General features: G+C 38.4%; 19 protein-coding genes. 9 read left to right on the top strand and 10 right to left on the bottom strand.

Annotated features, from left to right (window positions below; genetic code table 11):
- Positions 1 to 23 precede the first annotated feature (23 nt).
- The 5 genes from PSF09_RS10645 to PSF09_RS10665 all read right to left on the bottom strand — a co-directional run bounded on the left by PSF09_RS10645 (position 24) and on the right by PSF09_RS10665 (position 3,717).
- Positions 24 to 773 carry a fimbrial biogenesis chaperone gene (locus PSF09_RS10645; RefSeq protein ID WP_272665678.1) on the bottom strand — a complete coding sequence of 250 codons (750 nt, stop codon included), beginning with the start codon at positions 771 to 773 and terminating at the stop codon, positions 24 to 26.
- Complete coding sequence (locus PSF09_RS10650) at positions 770 to 1,486, bottom strand: fimbrial biogenesis chaperone (protein ID WP_210839631.1); 717 nt, start codon at positions 1,484 to 1,486, stop codon at positions 770 to 772. The genes PSF09_RS10645 and PSF09_RS10650 overlap by 4 nt, the downstream gene beginning before the upstream one ends.
- A 20-nt stretch (positions 1,487 to 1,506) precedes the next feature.
- The gene (locus tag PSF09_RS10655; RefSeq protein WP_272665679.1) at positions 1,507 to 2,052 is read right to left on the bottom strand and encodes a fimbrial protein; all 546 of its coding nucleotides are present in this window, start codon (positions 2,050 to 2,052) and stop codon (positions 1,507 to 1,509) included.
- A 341-nt stretch (positions 2,053 to 2,393) separates the two neighbouring features.
- On the bottom strand, positions 2,394 to 3,068 hold the full coding sequence (locus tag PSF09_RS10660; RefSeq protein WP_272683874.1) for a fimbrial biogenesis chaperone: 675 nt from the start codon (positions 3,066 to 3,068) through the stop codon (positions 2,394 to 2,396).
- Positions 3,069 to 3,162: 94 nt separating this feature from the next.
- Positions 3,163 to 3,717, bottom strand: a complete 555-nt coding sequence (locus tag PSF09_RS10665) for a fimbrial protein (RefSeq protein ID WP_272665681.1) — start codon at positions 3,715 to 3,717, stop codon at positions 3,163 to 3,165.
- Positions 3,718 to 4,558: 841 nt separating this feature from the next.
- On the opposite strand from PSF09_RS10665, the gene PSF09_RS10670 reads away from it, so the two are divergent.
- The 4 genes from PSF09_RS10670 (at position 4,559) to yjiA (ending at position 8,892) form a co-directional block, all read left to right on the top strand.
- Entirely contained in the window at positions 4,559 to 5,011 is a 453-nt protein-coding gene (locus tag PSF09_RS10670; protein WP_210836163.1) for a WG repeat-containing protein, read from the top strand.
- 431 nt (positions 5,012 to 5,442) lie between these two features.
- Positions 5,443 to 7,596 carry a carbon starvation CstA family protein gene (locus PSF09_RS10675; protein WP_004913760.1) on the top strand — a complete coding sequence of 718 codons (2,154 nt, stop codon included), beginning with the start codon at positions 5,443 to 5,445 and terminating at the stop codon, positions 7,594 to 7,596.
- A 101-nt stretch (positions 7,597 to 7,697) separates the two neighbouring features.
- Complete coding sequence (locus PSF09_RS10680) at positions 7,698 to 7,901, top strand: YbdD/YjiX family protein (RefSeq protein WP_004260586.1); 204 nt, start codon at positions 7,698 to 7,700, stop codon at positions 7,899 to 7,901.
- A gap of 22 nt (positions 7,902 to 7,923) precedes the next feature.
- Complete coding sequence (gene yjiA / locus PSF09_RS10685) at positions 7,924 to 8,892, top strand: GTPase (RefSeq protein ID WP_272683875.1); 969 nt, start codon at positions 7,924 to 7,926, stop codon at positions 8,890 to 8,892.
- Between the two features lie 124 nt (positions 8,893 to 9,016).
- On the opposite strand, the gene PSF09_RS10690 is transcribed toward yjiA, so the two are convergent.
- A complete protein-coding gene (locus PSF09_RS10690; protein WP_272683876.1) occupies positions 9,017 to 10,339 on the bottom strand; it encodes an L-cysteine desulfidase family protein in 1,323 nt (440 codons plus the stop codon).
- Positions 10,340 to 10,547: 208 nt separating this feature from the next.
- Positions 10,548 to 11,894, bottom strand: coding sequence for an MATE family efflux transporter (locus tag PSF09_RS10695; RefSeq protein ID WP_210836157.1), 1,347 nt, complete (start codon positions 11,892 to 11,894; stop codon positions 10,548 to 10,550).
- Positions 11,895 to 12,233: 339 nt separating this feature from the next.
- Between PSF09_RS10695 and PSF09_RS10700 the strand changes: the two genes are divergently transcribed.
- The 3 genes from PSF09_RS10700 to PSF09_RS10710 all read left to right on the top strand — a co-directional run bounded on the left by PSF09_RS10700 (position 12,234) and on the right by PSF09_RS10710 (position 14,729).
- Entirely contained in the window at positions 12,234 to 13,130 is an 897-nt protein-coding gene (locus tag PSF09_RS10700; protein ID WP_210836155.1) for a diaminopimelate dehydrogenase, read from the top strand.
- Positions 13,131 to 13,284: 154 nt separating this feature from the next.
- Positions 13,285 to 14,025, top strand: coding sequence for a hypothetical protein (locus tag PSF09_RS10705; RefSeq protein WP_272683877.1), 741 nt, complete (start codon positions 13,285 to 13,287; stop codon positions 14,023 to 14,025).
- 5 nt (positions 14,026 to 14,030) lie between these two features.
- Positions 14,031 to 14,729: a hypothetical protein gene (locus tag PSF09_RS10710; RefSeq protein WP_272665686.1), complete on the top strand. Its 699-nt coding sequence runs from the start codon at positions 14,031 to 14,033 to the stop codon at positions 14,727 to 14,729.
- Between the two features lie 53 nt (positions 14,730 to 14,782).
- Here the strand turns inward: PSF09_RS10710 and PSF09_RS10715 are convergent, their stop codons facing one another.
- Positions 14,783 to 15,610: a phosphoenolpyruvate hydrolase family protein gene (locus tag PSF09_RS10715; RefSeq protein WP_004913739.1), complete on the bottom strand. Its 828-nt coding sequence runs from the start codon at positions 15,608 to 15,610 to the stop codon at positions 14,783 to 14,785.
- 12 nt (positions 15,611 to 15,622) lie between these two features.
- Entirely contained in the window at positions 15,623 to 16,840 is a 1,218-nt protein-coding gene (locus tag PSF09_RS10720) for a Tm-1-like ATP-binding domain-containing protein (RefSeq protein WP_272665687.1), read from the bottom strand.
- A 376-nt stretch (positions 16,841 to 17,216) separates the two neighbouring features.
- Between PSF09_RS10720 and PSF09_RS10725 the strand changes: the two genes are divergently transcribed.
- On the top strand, positions 17,217 to 17,849 hold the full coding sequence (locus PSF09_RS10725; protein WP_210836150.1) for a TetR/AcrR family transcriptional regulator: 633 nt from the start codon (positions 17,217 to 17,219) through the stop codon (positions 17,847 to 17,849).
- A gap of 196 nt (positions 17,850 to 18,045) precedes the next feature.
- The gene (locus PSF09_RS10730) at positions 18,046 to 19,095 is read left to right on the top strand and encodes an AbrB family transcriptional regulator (protein WP_272683878.1); all 1,050 of its coding nucleotides are present in this window, start codon (positions 18,046 to 18,048) and stop codon (positions 19,093 to 19,095) included.
- A 58-nt stretch (positions 19,096 to 19,153) separates the two neighbouring features.
- Here PSF09_RS10730 and PSF09_RS10735 read toward each other — a convergent pair whose 3' ends face one another.
- Positions 19,154 to 19,501, bottom strand: coding sequence for a YacC family pilotin-like protein (locus PSF09_RS10735; protein WP_102139426.1), 348 nt, complete (start codon positions 19,499 to 19,501; stop codon positions 19,154 to 19,156).
- Positions 19,502 to 19,636 lie beyond the last annotated feature (135 nt).

Genomic DNA, 19,636 nt, shown 5'->3' on the forward strand with positions numbered 1-19,636 from the left:
CTGAAAAATATTTTGACTAAAAATTACTCAATAGATTCGCTCTGTAATTCCAGTAAATACTCATCAGTAAACCGCCACTCAATTTTGCCGGTATCAGGGCTTTTCAAAGTAATATCCTGAGTAGAAAAAGGAGTAAGCGTTATTTCTCTTTCATCATTTTTAATGTTATTTCCAGCGACTTTTAAATAATCGAATGTTAAATAAAATGGCGTAGGATTCTCTATTCTCAAAATATTACCTTTGCGAGTAAGTTTGACTTTCTTCGCTAATTGGCTTGTTTTCAATTCTTCTATTTCTTTAGGGCGATACAATAATTTAAAGTGGAAATTAGGGACAATATTCAAATGAACGCTATTTTCTTTTTTATTTTTATCTTCGCTAGGAATTGCTCTTATACCAATCCAAAATAAACTTTCTCGATCTTTAGGAAGGTCGATACCATTTATTTGATGACCAATCCGACGAATATTCCAAGAGTTCTGCGTATTTGCTTCCATTTTTTTTAATGGAGGCAAAATAATAAATGGTACTTGTTCATTTGTATTGTCAATTTTAGGGAGTAAAGTTTTCTCATCAGCATTAGCAACCCATGCCTCCATTAAGTAACTTTCCGTATTTCCATTAATCATATCGATACTAATACCACCAGTATCACTTTCGTTATAAACATAACGCTTTAATACAAAATCAAATCCAGTTGGATTGTTTGCTACTGCAATAAATGGAAACATGAAAATAAAAAACCAAAATATTCGAAAGCTATTTTTTATCATTTTTGTATACCTTTTAATGCAATAGGTTCAACTTTTGTTTCCCCACCATAATCATTAATAATGTCCCATTCTATTTGAGAGACTTTATGATTTGCAGGTAATTCAACGGAAGAAAATGGTGCGACCATCGGCGCTCTGTCACTCTCGAAAGATACTTTATCCATTTTGATGTTTACTAAAGTAAAATAATAAGGTGATGGATTTTTGATAATAATGCTATTCCCTGATTGAGTCGCTGTTAACGTTCGAATGTAGTCATTAACATGCCCTTTAATTCCATTTGGGCGATAAAACATTTTTATCACGATTTTGGTTGATAAGTTAAATTTTGTATTTACTTTATCACTCTCATCGTTATTTCTTTGTTTCGATTCAGGAATAAAATTGACCATCAAATAAAATAAAGATTCCTGATCATTAGGGAGGGAAGCTAGTGATTTAGGAATAATTTTTAGTGCGGTATTTGAGTTTTCTTTAAGTTTTACTATCGGGGGTATCACCGTAAAATTTTCGCTTGGTGCATTTTCATTTTCTAACGTTGAGAAAATTAAACTTTGCACTAAGTATTTTTTCATACCACTGTTATGTGCTGTAATGCTTTGGCTTTTATCATTTTGAGTAAATATTACTCGAGAATGGTCGAGTGATACCGCTGCAAATGCACTTTGAGATACAAAAATTGTACCTATAATGGCTTGAATTATTTTTTTCATGTCATTTTCCGCGTAAATTATTAATCTGCGTAATAACCAATGGTTAAGGTTGCTGAAAAATCACCTTCACTTGGGTCACAATCTGTTTTGGCACAACGTAATTTAGCGCTAATCATTTTTGTTTCACTACTGCTTTTTATGTTATCCCAAATAATTGAGGCAGCATCTGGTTTAGCTAATGCGGTTTGGTTGGCACTAATAACACGATTTCCATCTAATAATTGAATGCCAATAACTCCGTTAGGGTCGTTATTAAAGAAATTATTACTGCCCGTTAAAGTGTTTCCAGATGCTAGATAAACCACGGCTGTTGTTTGGTCCGTGCTGGTGCAATTTCTTAAACCAATAGAAAAATTTTTCGAGATAGTATCATTCTTAATTTCATTGACGGTCGTTACGCCTGATGCATTACCTAATATAATTTCATTAGGAACATCAATTTCACAGGTTTTTGCTAAAAATAAAACGGAAAATTCGTATTGAATTTTATAGTCATCTGCTGCCATTGCAGGGTAATACATGAGCATTATTAAAAATGTCAGTAATACCTGTTTTATTTTTTCCATTAAATTTAATCCTGATAATATTCAAACATAATAGCGATAGTTGCATTACCTGGTTTAACATTATTTTAGCGTTACACTCGGATAACTCTGTAATTAATAACTGAGTCTTTAGCTATTGAAGGAAAGAAGGAAATTTCCTTATTACTCACTACCTGCTAATTCTGGTTGTTTTTATCTCAGTATTCAAGTGAAAAACTCGCTTTAGTTGTATCTTCTATTTCAAAAAGAACATCACAATTTAATTGTGCAGATACCACCGATTTTAACTTGATTTTAAATAGTATGTGCCTATTTTGAGATAACTTGGCTGGGGAAAATCGCCAGCCGAGTTCGAAATGACTTTATTCTATAGCCCCATAATATTCATTATACCCACCGAGGTCGTTGATGATAGCCCACTTTACTGGCCCAGTTTTGTTTTTGCTTGTAACGGTCATTTCAGCGAAGGGAGAAATGACATTATTTTGTTTATTCAGTTTGACGGATTTATTATTAACCACTAACCCAGCCAGATTGATATAGTAAGGTGAGTTATTGGCTAACTTAACCCCATTAGAGGTTTGAGTGATTTTAATATTTTTAAACGCATCTTCTTGGGGCATTGACAGGCCTGCTGGGCGATAAAAAATCTTAATCACGCTTTCTAATCCTACTTTTACACCATCCGCTTTACTGGATTCAGGGACATTTCGTGAATGGAAGTAATACATACTTTCGCGGTCTTTGGGAAATTTATGCGAAATTGCTTTTATTTTGATTACGTTACGTTGTTTGGGTTCTAATTTAAAAATTGAAGGTGTAATAACAAATAAACCATCGGACGGTGTTTTGCTATCTAGCTGTTGTGTAATAAAACTTGCCACTAAATACGATTTGTTATCTTCATTACGTGCGGTAATAGAGGCTGAATTAGTCGCTTCTTCAATAACGATACGAGTTTGACTTAAACCGACACCCGCTTGAGCAATAAATGAAAATGTTAATAAGATAAAAAGTAGAGATTTTAATTTTTGCATTTTCTTTTCTCTTATATATTTATATTGCGGGCAGTAAATTGTTACTGCCCGCTTTAGCAGCTAAACTCAGTGTAGACTATTATTAGTTAAGTTATTAATCGTAAGCGACGCTAAAAGTTACTGGAACATTTAAGTTTTGAGCGACTGCATCAGTCGTTGTTGCATAAAGACCTGCAACCATTGGGATGATGTAGTCATTTTGACCTGTAACTTTCAGGTCTGCAATTTCAGTTGCAGTGTTAGGGGTGATAGCCGTTTTTGCTTTACCAGCCGCTAACTTAACACCGATTTGTGATGCTTGAGCATCAGCAAACATATCTGAGTGACCAGTTAATGTTTCACCTGTTGCTAAGATAGAAACAGAAGTTGCACTTGCAGCTTCGTTATTGCTACCCGCATCACCGTTATAAACTTTAGTACAGTTATTTAAAACTAAGTTAAAGTTTGCTTCTGATAATGCTTTAGTCGTATCAATTTTTTCGTTTGAGTGAGTTCCTAAGCTGATTAAGTCTTTAGAAGCACTGATATCACAAGTTGCAGCAACTAAACGAGCATTAAAGTTAACTGTCGCATCTTGAGCAGCAAAAGCTTGAGAAGAAAGAGTTGCAACAGTGAATGCGCCAATCAGAGCAAGTTTATTGAATTTCATAATCATCATTCCTAAGTATATAAGAAAAGCTTAATTTAATTTTTAAATTAATAGATATTTAAAGTTTCATATTTCAGATTAAGTTTTTATTCTATTAATACAGATTAAAAAATCCAAACATCATTATTTAAATGCCTATTAATAAATGAGTTATTAATACTGGCTATTAAATAAATAATTTCTGTGTAAAAACTTAATTTTAAAATGTCTTGGTATTTATTAGGTGAATACTGTTCACCTGAGTGCGTGAATAATATTAATAATACTCACATAAGTTGTCAAACAGGTGGAAAATACATTTTTATGTTTTTTGAATAGATTTCAAAGTATTATTTTTTATTTATTTCAATGTGTTATGTTTTTTTTGAATGATTCAGGTGATATGGGGTGTGATTTTTTAGTTTTATATATCGACTTATGTGTCAATGATGAGTTTATTAAGTTTTAAATACCGAAGTTAATATTTTCACATAATTTGTCGCTGAAATTAACACTTTTTTGGCATGAGGATGGAAAATGTTACGAACAACTACGGTGTGTGATAAAAATGCGAATTGATTAGAGTTTGTTAACACTTAAATTAATTTTGATCATGTTTTGCTGTACAGATGAAAAGATTCGAGAAATAGCTATGGTATGTCGCTTCATCATTTCTTGGTTATTGGCTTATTTTTAATTTTAATCTTGAGATTATTCTTATACAAGACTTTATTTATCTTTATTCCTAGTTTCATAGGAAGCGATATGCACTATATTTATTAAGTGGGCAGTAAACAGAGTAGAATTGATAAGTTTGGTTTTTTTATCTCCTAACAAGTGTAAAAGTAGAATAAGGAAAGTGATGATGATTCGTTATGTCGCTGGCTTAATGTCATTAGGATTAATGTCTTTTTTATCAACAGCACAAAATCTTGAGCAACAATTTAGTTTATGGGTGGAAAATGAAAAAGATAAAATCGAGTGTTTTGAACCGCAATCATCATTTAAGTATTGCTTAGGTGAACGACCAAATAGCGGTTTGGCTGTTTTTGACCAGAAAGGGCAAGAAGTTTACCAGCTTTATTATTTTGATAACTGGCCAGATGAAGCACAGGACGGGGTATATCGAATTCGTAAAGAAAATAAAATTGGTTTTGCAGATGCGATATCAGGGGAAGTCGTGATTGATGCAATTTATGATTGCGCATATCCCTTTGAAGCAGGGAAAGCGAAAGTCGGTATCGGATGTGAAACACAAACTGATGGTGAGCACAGTTGGTGGGTTGGCGGTAATTGGGCAACAATTACACGCTAATAGTATATAGATATCATAAAGCTTCAAATAACTCAGTTTTAGGTTTTTACGTTATTAGTGAAATTTATTCACAATAAACGTCATTTTAACTATGTATACTTCATTTTTTAACTTATTGAAAACAAATTGAAATTGTAATGCAGATCACGTTTTTAAGCTTATTTGACCTCCCTAAAAACCATTCAAAGTAAAAAACAAACCGCTTAATTCCATATGGCACCACTTAGCATAACTTTAGTCATTTGCTGAATGTAATTTCATACCATATACACCATGGCAGAGCTCAATTTTTTGATTCAATACAGTTCAACCACTGCCAATTAAAAACCCATCAACGATAAATGATAGCAACGAAAACACAGCGATATCGTTTTTTATGATGGCTAATACAAAATCAATGGCATGTTCGTTTTACCTCAGAAGGGTGTTCTATGAACAAAAATGGTATTTTAAAGCACATTCCGTGGATGATCCTTGGGATAATCGGTGCGGTCTGTCTGGGGGTAGTTGCACTCAGGCGTGGTGAGCACATCAGTGCTCTTTGGATTGTCGTCGCTTCTGTGGCGGTGTATCTCATAGCATATCGTTATTACAGCTTATATATCGCTAAAAAAGTGATGAAGCTGGACGAAACACGTGCGACTCCAGCCGTCATCAATAATGACGGGTTAAACTATGTTCCGACAAATAAAAACGTTCTATTTGGTCACCACTTTGCAGCGATTGCAGGGGCGGGGCCATTAGTCGGACCCGTTCTTGCTGCTCAAGTCGGCTATTTACCCGGCACCTTATGGTTGCTTGCAGGGGTTGTGTTAGCCGGTGCAGTGCAAGATTTCATGGTGTTATTTATTTCATCACGTCGTAATGGTGCATCATTAGGGGAAATCGTTAAAGAAGAGCTAGGCCCAATTCCGGGAACGCTGGCGCTCTTTGGGTGCTTCCTAATCATGATCATTATCCTTGCTGTATTAGCATTGATTGTGGTGAAAGCCTTGGCAGAAAGCCCATGGGGTGTCTTTACTGTTGTGTCAACGGTACCAATCGCCTTATTTATGGGGATATATATGCGATATATCCGGCCAGGGCGTGTTGGTGAGGTTTCAGTCATTGGTATCGTCTTGTTAGTTGCCTCTATCTGGTTTGGTGGCGTGATTGCTCACGACCCATACTGGGGCCCAGCACTGACATTCAAAGACACGACGATTACTTATGCGTTAGTGGGTTATGCGTTTGTCTCTGCATTATTACCTGTATGGCTAATTTTAGCGCCTCGTGACTATTTAGCGACATTCTTGAAAATTGGGGTTATCGTTGGTTTAGCGATTGGTATCGTTATTCTAAACCCTGAATTAAAAATGCCAGCAGTGACGCAATTTGTTGATGGTTCAGGTCCTGTTTGGAAAGGTACTCTATTCCCATTCTTATTTATTACCATCGCTTGTGGTGCGGTATCCGGTTTCCATGCGCTCATTTCTTCAGGGACAACTCCGAAGTTATTAGCAAATGAAAAAGATGCGCGTTACATCGGTTATGGTGCGATGTTAATGGAGTCATTTGTTGCGATTATGGCTTTGGTCGCGGCTTCTATTATCGAACCCGGCCTGTATTTTGCAATGAATACGCCGCCAGCCGCATTAGGTATTACCATGCCTAACCTGCATGAGCTGGGTGGTCCAGATGGTGCGGCTATCATGGCTCAGCTGAAAGATGTGTCTGTTCATGCAGCTGCTACAGTGAGTTCATGGGGTTTTGTGATTTCACCTGAACAAATCATGCAAACAGCGAAAGATATTGGTGAGCCGTCGGTATTAAACCGTGCAGGTGGTGCGCCAACATTAGCGGTGGGTATTGCGTTTGTTTTCCACGAAATCATGCCTGCGGCAAATATGGGCTTCTGGTATCACTTTGGTATTCTGTTTGAGGCTCTGTTTATCTTAACTGCATTGGATGCAGGGACTCGTTCAGGCCGCTTTATGTTGCAAGATTTATTGGGTAACTTTGTTCCATTCTTGAAGAAAACAGATTCACTGGTTGCTGGTATTATAGGTACAGCAGGTTGTGTTGGGCTGTGGGGTTACTTATTGTATCAAGGCGTTGTTGACCCACTGGGCGGTGTTAAGAGCCTATGGCCTCTGTTCGGTATCTCGAACCAAATGTTAGCAGCAGTTGCTTTAGTCTTAAGTACAGTAGTGCTGATTAAGATGAAACGCAGTAAATACATTATGGTGACTGTATTACCTGCAGTATGGCTATTAATCTGTACAACTTGGGCATTGGGACTGAAATTATTCAGTGATAACCCACAACTGGAAGGATTCCTATACTTAGCGAAATCTTATAAAGATAAGATTGCGGCAGGTGGTGCAGAGTTAACTGCACAAGAAATTACTAATATGAATCACATTATTATTAATAACTACACCAACGCTGGGCTGAGTATTCTATTCTTAGTAGTTGTCTACGGTATCATTTTCTATGGTATTCGTGTTGGGATGAAAGCGCACAAAAACCCAGAGCGTACAGACAAAGAAACACCTTATGTTCCTGTACCTAAAGAGGGCGTGAAAGTTTCATCTTCACATTAAGTCACCCTTCAGCGGAATTGAACATCGGAAGGTGTTCGGTAAATGAAAGGTCGCCCTACATTGTGAGTTCATGATGTAGGGCATTTGTATTGGAGAGGCTGATGTTTGGAAATCTCGGCAAAACAGGAAAATACCTCGGGCAAGCAGCACGAATGTTAATTGGTATTCCTGATTATGATACCTATGTGCAGCATATGAGTGATAATCACCCAGATAAACCTGTGATGACATATAAAGAGTTTTTTCGCGAAAGACAAGATGCACGGTATGGTGGTAGCGGTAAAGGCGGATTTCGCTGCTGTTAATCAATGAAGTGTGAGGGCAATAATGAAACCTATTAGCGTAACAATTTTAACCGGTTTTCTCGGGGCTGGTAAGACGACTCTCCTTAGCCATATTCTTCATGCTGAGCACGGTCATAAAATTGCAGTGATTGAAAATGAGTTTGGTGAAGTCCCCATTGATAACGCAATAATTGGTGATCGTGCGACACAAATTACCACATTAAGTAATGGCTGTATTTGTTGTAGTCGTTCGAATGAATTAGAAAATGCCTTATTAGACCTATTAGATGGCCTTGATAATGGAAAATTAGACTTTGAGCGTCTCGTCATTGAATGCACTGGAATGGCAGACCCAGGCCCGATCACTCAAACTTTTTTTTCCCATGAAGTCCTATACGAACGTTATGTGTTAGATGGCATTATTACATTAGTGGATGCTGTTCACGCTGATAAACAATTGAATGATTTTGCCATTGCTCAAGCGCAAATTGGCTATGCAGACCGTATTTTATTGACCAAAACAGATATTGAGCCGAATAACGAAGCTTTAATTGAACGTTTACAACGTATTAATGCGAGAGCACCGATTTACCCCGTTATTCACGGTGATATCGACCTGAGTTTATTATTGGATATCGAAGGATTTTTATTGGATTCACAGTTGAATGTCAAACAACCGACATTCCGTTTCGTGCCTAAACAACAAAATGAAGTCGGCTCAATTGTCCTTGAATTTAATTACCCTGTTGAGCTGATGGCAGTTTCTCAAGTAATGGAAGACCTATTACTTGGTTTTGCAGATAACTTACTGCGCTATAAAGGAATTCTTTCCATTATGAATGAACCAAAACGCTTATTATTCCAAGGTGTTCAACGCCTCTATAGTGCGGATTGGGATAGAGACTGGGAAGTTGATGAACAACGCCGCAGTGTATTAGTGTTTATTGGTATTGACCTACCAGAAGATATAATTCGTGAAAAATTCGCAGCCCTAGAAGTTAATTCAAAATAGAACAATTCAAAAAAAGAAATTCAAAGTCATTAGCGGCGTAGCAAGGCGATAAAATAGCCAATCCCTAGGAGCATACACAAGTATGTGACTAGGGTTGGCGAATGTAGCCAACAACGCTACGGTGTTAAGGGCGTGCTTTAGCGGCCACAATTTCAATAATCTGCACGTCAGTATGCTTCATTGAACCTGCAGCTAAAGAACATAAATTGGCAATAGACTGGTCGACATCATCAGACACAATACCATCCGACCCTCTAACACAGCTATTATCTAATGCCATTAGCACGGCTTTATAAGCGGCACTCGCACTGGTTGACACTTTCATTGCACAACTGTTTGATGCACCATCACAAATCATACCGCTAACATCACCAATCATACTGGAAATTGCCATAGCAACGACTTCATAGCGGGATTCTAATAACCAAGCAATGCCTGCGGCAGCTCCCATCGCCGCTGTTGTTGCAGCGCACAATGCCGATAATGCAGGAAGCTGGTTATGAATATAAATCGCCATTAGGTGCGACAACATTAAGGCACGAGCCAATTGCTCTTCAGACGATTGCAAATAATCAGCCGTGACAACTACTGGCATGGTTGCCGCGATACCTTGGTTACCCGACCCTGAATTACTCATGGCTGGTAATACGGCACCACCCATGCGCGCATCTGAGGCGGCGGAAGTGCGGATCATAATTTCTGACATTAAGTCTTTTGAAAGCAAGCCACGGTCTCGCTGGGTTTGCAATGTTTTACCGATATGTAAGCCATAAACGTTGCGTAAACCTTCTTGAGATAAAGCTTCGTTTAAGTGCGCGGCTTCAAGAATAAAACGAATATCTTCTAAAGGTGCTTCGGTAGCAAATTGATAAACAGACTTCGCGGTGATAGGTGGCAGAGGGACGTCAGCAGCACAGTCAACTGGTGATTCATGGTGGGGTTGAGCTGTTGTGGCATCAAATACGGTATGATTGTTATGAACAATTTTAACAATATTGGTATGCGACCCTGCAATGATGACGGTTGCGGATTCAGTTTGTGTGTATACCGTGGCTTCAGAGTAGATAACATCATCACAAGGGTGCTTGATATCTACAGTAATAGCTCCTTGCGCTAACATGGTTTTACTCAAAGCAATGGCATCCGCAGATGCTGATTTTAAAACTTCTAAACCGGCATCGGCATCGCCACCAATCGCGCCAAGTGCAGCTGCGATGGGTAGACCAACCATACCTGTTCCGGGGACGGTTACGCCCATGCCATTTTTCATGAGGTTAGGGGAGACAAAAGCACAGACGCGGATCACTTTTCCATCAAGAAATGAAGCGGCTTTAGCGGCAGCATATGCCAATGAAATTGGCTCAGTACAACCTAAAGCAGGTTTTACTTCTTGTTTTACTGCTTTGATAAAATATTGCCAAAGTAGTGGTTGTGATTGAGCATGCATAGCAAGTCCCCTTAATAAAATCTTTTTCGATTTTATTATTTTAAACAACAGTCTGGAGAAAAACTTCACTAAGTTAGGGGATTTAAAGAGAGTGAAGAGAAATATTATCTCTAATTTGAATTATAAAAATGAAAAATTTCTAATTTTGAGCCTGGTCACAAAAGTCCTGCCTATAAAATTCGGCAGGACTGAGTGATAACGGAACCAGTTAGCTTTCTACATCAAGACGTTTACTTTGCCATTTACGTGAACGCCAGCGCCATGCATTCGTTAAGCCGCGTAACCATTCATCAGCAAAGAAACCTAGCCAAATACCTAAGAGGCCCATCTCCATTTTTATACCTAAGAAGTAGCCTAATGGGATAGCGACGCCCCACATAAAAATAATGGCGGTACATAGAGGAAAGCGTGCGTCACCAGAGGCACGCAAGGCATTCACCATCACGATATTAATTGTTCTGCCGGGCTCTAAGAATACCGAAAGTAAGAACAATGGTAGCAATAATTCAACAATACCGTGGTCATCCGTAATATTATTTAGGATAGGATCACGGAATAACCAAAAGGCAATAACGACACCAATTGTTACGTAAAAACCCATTTTGAGGCTTTTTACTCCGCGCCTAAAGGCATCTTCAAAGCGTTTTGCTCCAACAAGATGGCCAACCATAATTTCATTACCAATACTGATAGAGATACCGAACAGCATGATAAACAATGACAATTGGAAATAGAGTGTTTGTGCCGCAAGAGATGTTTCTCCCATGAGACCGATAAACGCAGATGCAGTCATAAAATGGAGGATCCAAACGAGGTTTTCCCCAGCGGAGGGTAAGCCAATATGTAAAATTTTACCCAACATTTTTCGCGACCAGTGTATTAGCATCATTGGGACAAATTTAATCCTCAACCCATAAAACAGTAGGCAGAAGAGTAAAATAACGGCAACAATACGCCCAACGACAGTTGACCAAGCAACGCCCTCAAGGCCATATTGTGGTAACCCAAAGAAACCATAGAGAACAATGATGTTACCAAACACTGTAATCACATTAGCGATTAATGTGACCCACATTGCAGGCTGTGCTTTACCATAAACTCGCAAGCATGCGGCTAAAATAATTGAAATCGCTTCAGGAATTAAACAAATCCCTAAAATACGTAAATAAGTATAACCATCAGCCATTAAATGTGATGGCATATTCATGATAGTTAGAATGCTATAGCCAAAAAATAATGCGACTAGCGCGCTAGAAAAACCAAGAATAAAGTTAAACGCAATTGAAATATGAATCGCTTGGCTGGCTTTTTCTCTGCGGCCTGCTCCTAAGTATTGGGCAATAACAACGCTACATCCCACACTTATAAAGTTAAAAATAGTAATAAACAGGTCAAACACCTGGTTTCCCACCCCCATAGCAGCAAGGTAGGCAGTAGAAACGTGGCTAACCATATAGGTATTAATTAATAATGTGGCCAAATGAAGAAAAATATCGATAAAAATTGGCCAGCTGAGCGAAAAGAGTGACCGCTCAGTCACATCAGATTGATGCATTGAGAACCTTTATATATTCATGAATGTTAGGGAAAGCTTGTTGAGTGGCTAATTCTACATGGATTTCAACAATGAAAATAGGGTTAAAATGCGTCTGATTTAATCAGGCTAATGTTTTGTTTACTTTTAATTATTCTGTTAGATTTAATTTCGCTATATCCCCTAAATAATTCGAGTTGCAGGTAGGAGACAAGGGAAGATAGACGGGGAACATAGATAAACTATGTGACTCGGCTAGTGGAGCGTAGTCACTTATACCTCAACGAAAAGCGCTGCAGCTTGAAGGATTACAGGTATAAATAATTTAATAAGCAACATCAGAACTGTATAGGAGTAAAAATGACAAAAATTAAAGCAGCAATAGTGGGCTACGGCAATATTGGTCGCTATGCACTAGAAGCTGTTCAGGCCGCTGATGATTTTGAGCTTGTTGGAATAGTTCGTCGCAATACACAAGATATTCCCGCTGAGCTTTCTGGATGTAAAGTGGTTGATGATATTGAAAAACTTGGGGAAGTTGATGTTGCACTCTTGTGTTCACCAACCCGTGCAATTGGCCCATTGGCCGCTAAGATTTTAAGTCTTGGTATTAATACGGTTGATAGTTTTGACGTCCACTCAGATATTGTGGCGCTAAAACACAGCTTAGATGACGTTGCGAAACAGCACAATAGCGTGGCGGTTGTGTCTGCGGGCTGGGATCCAGGTTCAGACTCCATTATGCGGACCTTAATGTTAGCCATGGCGCCTAAAGGTGTGACTTATACAAACTTTGGTCCAGGGATGAGCATGGGCCATAGTGTGGCTGCTAAAGCAATTGATGGCGTAAAAGATGCACTTTCTGTCACAATTCCATTAGGAACTGGGGTTCATCGTCGTATGGTTTATGTTGAATTAGACAGTGGCGCGAAGTTTGATGCGGTGACTCAAGCAATTAAAGCAGATAGCTACTTTTCTTCTGATGAAACACATATTCGTCAAGTTGATAGCATTGATGCATTAAAAGATGTTGGGCACGGCGTGCACATGACCCATAAAGGAGTTTCAGGGGCAACGCATAATCAATTATTTGAATACTCAATGCGTATTAATAACCCTGCACTCACTTCTCAATTTATGGTTTCTGCCGCACGTGCGACCATGAAACAAGCTGCAGGCGCATATACCGTGATTGAAATTCCACCCGTGAATTTCTTGCAAGGTGATTTAGATACGCTGATCGCCAAACTGGTTTAAGTTCAATTTAATCTATCTGTGGCATGGCATGTGTATGCTCATGCCATCTTGTCGATATTTTTTACACTTTATCTTATCCTGAATCCGTCATTCGGACTTTAGCCACTGTTTATTTTTTTGTGTTATCAAGTAGCTTATTAGTAAAGTGATATTGATGACATGGAGTGAGGCAATGGTAAAGCCACCAAGGAATGGGAAAGATAAAAACCAAGGTTTTTTCCCAAAGCAATCTTCAGTAAAAAGCGTGAAGGAAAACCCGCATTCTTTCAGTATTATTCGTGCTTTTTCTAAAATAATAAATTACGGCTTCTCATTATTTTATGTTGGTTTCATTTTATCGGTATGGTTTTTCCCTGAATACTATACGGTAGAAATTATTTATAACCTGACACTGATCCTGATTTTTGAATTTATTTTAGTTCACTCTGGCGTTTTTATGGCAGTATTTCGTGATTGGCGCGTATTAACGTTATTTGCTGTTTTCTATGGTCTTTTTGCATTAGCCATTAATATGTCAGTCTTAGGTGATTCCCCATTAATTTTATATTTGTATAGTGCCACTGTTGCAAATCGAATGCTTTTTGGTTTAACCAGTCGAACAGAACAAGAACGAGCTGAAAATATGGGTTATTCAGCGTTAATGGCACTCAATTTTATGTTCTGTATTTTCTCGGTGTTAATTTTATCTTTCCTCGTACCTTATGGCGGATTAACGCCTGAATATTTAAGGTCAATTGATTATTATTCGAGTATTTCTAGTGGTGGCGAATTTCCGGATAAACCCCATGTGGCTTTTGCCTTTGGTGTACTCTACTTTGGTATGCCTGTATTTATGGCTTGCTTAACGCATTTTTTATGTAAAGGACATTCTATTTACCAGGAAAAAAGGAAATAATTTTCGTGGCTAGAAAAATAAAAAAAAGGAAAATATCTCGTAAAAATACCTCTGCTTTAGGGACGAATAGAAAACAATATTTTCTTGAATCAGAAGAACCACAAGGAATAATGGCGACGTTACCAACATTAGTTGAGCACGGGCTCACTGTTTTTTATATTGTGTTTTTATTGTCACTCTGGTTTGCACCTCAATGGTCTGGAGTGGCTGTTATTTACAACATGGTACTGATTTTATTATTTGAATTTATTTTGATTCATATGAGCACGATGATGGCCGTTTTGGCGAAAGGTTTTTTCTTTATTGTGATTGCTGCGATGTTAGGTGGTGTTGCGTATATTTTTCATACCACACAAATTAACTCTTCTGCGATCCTTTATATTTATGCCGCAACATTAATTAATCGAATTATTATTGGACGGAAGCAAGCTAATGACATGAATAGCCACTTTAGTGCATTTGATAAAGGTATTGCTAAATTACGTCATTATGTTGCGTGTTTTATTATTATCATGCTACTTGGCCATTATTTACCACAAGGTGGGTTAACGGAACCGTATTTGGTAGAAAATAACTATTATGTCATGCTCAAGATGACTGGGGCGACAGAAAACCCATTAATGGTTATCCAATTTGGGGTCTTATATTATTCTACATCATTACTTTGGGTGTTATGGCGCTATTTAAACCCCGCTAAAAAATAAAAAAACGCCTACCAAAGTAGGCGCCTGGCGTTGGCAAAATATAAAGTAAAAAACTAACGTGTAATTGATTTAAATTTTTGTGTGGTGGCGGTTAATGCCACTTCTGTTGGCAAACGTTCCATTGAGCTGGCACCGTAGAAACCATGACAGTCAGGGCAGTTGGCTAAAATGTATTCAGCATCTTCTGGAGTGGCTATTGGGCCACCGTGGCACAGAACAATCACATCTTCGCGTACTGCTTTTGCCGCTTTTGCCCATTCATTGATTAATGGCACACAATCTTTGAGCGTCAATGCCGTTTCTGCGCCAATATTCCCACCAGTCGTTAGCCCCATGTGCGGCACAATAATGTCAGCACCAGCTTGAGTCATCGCAATGGCATCTTCAGCACTAAAAACGTAAGGCGTTGTAAGTAAATCTTTTTCGTGGGCTAGGCGGATCATTTCAACTTCTAACCCATAGCCCATTCCGGTTTCTTCTAAGTTAGCGCGGAAATTGCCATCAATTAAGCCGACGGTAGGAAAATTTTGCACCCCTGCAAAACCTGTTGCTTTGATATCATCAAGGAACTTATCGAATTGGCAGAATGGGTCTGTTCCATTCACACCCGCAAGAACTGGCGTCTGTTTTACTACAGGTAAAACTTCTTTTGCCATATCCATAACGATTTCATTCGCATTACCATAAGCTAATAAACCAGCAAGGGAGCCTCTACCCGCCATGCGGTAACGGCCTGAGTTATAGATAACAATTAAATCAATACCGCCCGCTTCTTCGCATTTAGCCGATAGCCCTGTTCCTGCGCCACCACCGATGATTGGTTCTCCCCGAGCAATCATGTCTCTAAATTTTTTTAATAAATCTGTGCGGTTATGTTTCATAATTAACCTCTATTATTTGTTCAAAATTTCCTGGTGAAGCTGAATAACCTGATCACAAAACTCTGAGGAGTTAATATGATAAGGACTCAAAATAAGCTGTCTTTTCTCTGTTATGATTAAATTTGCGGTTAAAGCATCAATGAAGGCTTGGTCCGCGATAGGATCCCAAAATGGAGCACCTTCAACATCTAAAGCTGAGAAACCTGCTGTTGGAATGATAAAGCGCACTTCACCATCACAACGATTTAATTTTTTGGCAATCCAACGACCCATTTGCTGATTTTCTTCTTTGGTCGTTCTCATTAAAGTGACTTGAGCATTGTGATGATAAAATAAGCGATCTTGATAGTGTTCAGGTACAGTGGAAGGGCGACCAAAATTCACCATATCCAAGGCTCCACAAGATATCACGCAAGGGGTTTGAGTACGCTCAATGGCACCAAAGCGGTCTTCATCACACGCTAGTACGCCACCAAATAAGTGATCACACACTTCAGTGGTTGTAATGTCTAAAACAGAATGCAATAACTGGCTATCAATCAGTTTTTCCATGGCTTTACCGCCACTGCCTGTTGCATGGAAGACTAGACAGTCATATTGCGCCTCTAACTGTGTTGTAAGTTGTTGGACGCATGGGGTCGTTACCCCGAACATAGTTAGGGCAATTGCAGGCTTTAAGTCGTGCTGTTGTTCTTCGCTATCAAACCAAACCGCTCCCGCAATTTGGTTGGCTGCATTTTTTAATACTTTGCGGGAAATGATATTTAAGCCAGATACGTCTGTTACGGAGTACATCATCGAAATATCACTCGCACCGATATAACCGGAAATATCCCCTGATGCCATCGTGGAAACCATTAATTTTGGAATACCTACTGGCAACACTTGCATGGCGGGTGTAATGAGTGCGGTTCCGCCTGAACCCCCTAAACCAAGGATAGCGGCAACATCTGTTTGTGCGGCAAGGTAAAGGCTAAAAGCGTGTGCCATGGCTTCAATGGCTTTACCGCGGTCACCACAGAAAACGGCTTCAGCGCCAAGTGGATGAAAACTTGCAACGGCATGCGCGCTGATATCTGCGTTTTTATCTAATTGCGTTGGTTGTGTTGTCAGGTCAACGGTACGTACCGCCAATCCGGCGTTTTTGATTAATTCACTGACATAAAATAGTTCAGCACTTTTCGTGTCAAGCGTTGTTACAATATAAATAAAACCCGGATATTTTTTCATAGAAAAACCCTTTCAGAGTAAAACTAGCGTTGAATTTTTCATCACAATGAGACTATGGTATCATTTTGTTTGGTTGTAAAATGAGATTGCAGTCTCATTTTTTATTTTGTGGTGAAGGGAATTGATGACTAGGCGTTATATCCTATTGATAAAATGTAATAAATATTTGCTAAGAGTCTTGAATTATTTTGAATAGATGTGGAAACTTATAATATTTAAATGTGATTATTCTGTCTTTTGTTATTACTTTTAAAATCATCTTCATGGATAAATTTTTACAAATTATCAATCAAGTATGTTTACCTATTCGCACTTATATGTTTTCATGAGAGTTAACTCGATTTATAGTAAGTGACAGTATTTTAAGGATAAATTAATGTCTAAAACTAATTCATACTCAGAATACAAAGGGACACGAAAACGGACCTATGTATTATTGGTTACGACGGCTTTAGATTTATTTGAAAAAGGGGCAATGCCTTCTGTTTCTGAATTAGCGCTTGAAGCGGGAGTTTCTCGTGCGACAGCTTATCGTTATTTTCCGACGCAGGCTGATTTAATTACTGCAACGGTTAATGAGAGTTTAGGGCCAATTTTAACCTGGCGCCCGCAAAGTGAACAAACCGAAGATCGTATTGACGAATTATTAACCTATGCCTTTCCGCGTATGTTTGAACATGAAGGTGTTTTACGAGCCGCACTGCAAGCATCATTACAGCAGTGGGCACAGGGTCGAGCTGATCCACAAAGTGTTAATGATAAGCGTCTAGAACGTGGCAATCGTAAAGAAATTCTTGCGATGGTGACATCGCCAATGAAATCAGAATATCCGCAAGAAATTATAGATAGAGTGATTCGAGCATTTTCTGTTATTTATGGCTCTGAAATATTTTTAGTACTAAAAGATATTTGGAAAATGGATGATGCTCAAGTCACTGCGTTAGCTCAATGGATGTCCAAAGCAATAATGAATCAAGCTCGTGCTGATAATATAAAGCGAAGAAAATAGTTGTATTACTACGCCATGTTAATTTTTGTTAAGAGAGATTTTTCTGACCAAGCTAAAATAATAAGATCAAAATCTAATAAATAGATAAATTCTGGTGGATACTACTAGGGTGATAAATAAATAAAAACTAAAGCCATATGACTTAAATAATGTGATATAAATTAGGACTATAAAAAGACTTAATGGTTAATACCATATGATGAAATTATTAAAAATGTTAGGTGGGATTTCCATCTGTGCCTTAATTGGTGGCGGGCTGACTTACCTCGGAGTTCCCCTTGCATTGATGTTTGGCCCAATCATTGCCATTATCATTTTTCATCGTTTTGGTATTTCGTTTGTCATCCCTAAACATACTATTACCTTTGTTCAAGTCACGCTCGGGACCTCTGTGGGCTTGATGTTTAATCAAGTGTCTCTTAATGAAGCAGACAATTTATTTCTTTTACTATTGATGCTAGTTGTCTGTTTGGCTGTACAATTTTCATTTAGCTTTTTTTGGTTTTACCGCAAAGTTGGTTGGACAAAACAAGAAGCGATGCTTGGCTCTGTTCCCGGTGCTATGGCAGCTATTTTGGCATTAACTGACCATACTCATACACCACCTCAGAAAATTGTTATTTCCCATACAATTCGCTTAATTATTCTTATTTTATTAGCAGGAATTGTTGTGGGGAGCGACGGGGATCCTCAACCGATAATAGAATTTCCAGAATTGACATTAGTTGCAACGGGATGGCTAGTGCTCATTATTGCAGTTGGGGTAATTTCAGGGGCAATATTACAGCGTTTAAAAGTCCCCGCACCTTTTATGTTAACGTCATTAGCGGCGGCAACCCTTATTCAAGGTTGGGCGGATATCCCATTAAATTTCCCGTTGATGTTGACTGAACTCAGTATGGTATTGATTGGGATGAACATTGGTAACCATTTCATTGTGTTTCCACTTTCATCGTTGATTAAAAATATATACTCTTCGGCCCAAGTTGTGGTGGTTAATATCGTGCTGACTTTTCTTATCACGGTATTTGCCTCTTGGATTACAGGCTATGATATTTCGGTACTATTGTTAGCGTGGGCTCCAGGGAGTATGGAAGCGATGACATTCGCAGCAATCACCATGAATTTAGACGCGGGCTTTGTGATGTCAAACCATATTATCAGGATGGTAATTATTCAAAGTATTCCATCGATAGCGTTGTTTTGGCAAGAAAGAAGACAAAAAAGAAATAGCCATTTAGAATAAAGAAAGAAAACATGCAGGCGATATTTGGCATGTTTTCTTGATAGGTTTTTTCATCAGCTTATTTGACGTAAGCAAAGAGGCCTAGCGAATCGCGAGCAAGAGACTGGCATTTAAACTCGGTGGTGAGTGGTATCCCTTTTAGGTCACTATAACTTTCTTTGTTAAGAGCGGTCATTTTTTCCGCATTATAGTTACTAAGATCCCATTTGTTACTTTTCGCAAAGTAAACAATAGCACGTTCAATTTCTCTATCTGGGATTTGTGAATACCCGCAATCATATTTTAGATAAATAAAAACAGCCGTGAGATCAGCAAGATCTTCAGCTTCGTTGGTAGAAAGAGCTCTGGCAGAATTGGTTATCCCTAACAGAGTCATTAAGCATGACATCAATATAAATTTGCGCATTCGTTATTCTATCTGTTTTCTATGTCAAGTTACGTTAGCATAAGAATAGAATTGTTAGTCAACTATATTTTTCTTAAATCCATGTAATAAACCCACATTTACAGAGTGGTTTTATTGACCTTCCTGTAAGGGGAG

The organism is Providencia sp. PROV141, assembly GCF_028481645.1.
GTDB lineage: Bacteria > Pseudomonadota > Gammaproteobacteria > Enterobacterales > Enterobacteriaceae > Providencia > Providencia rettgeri.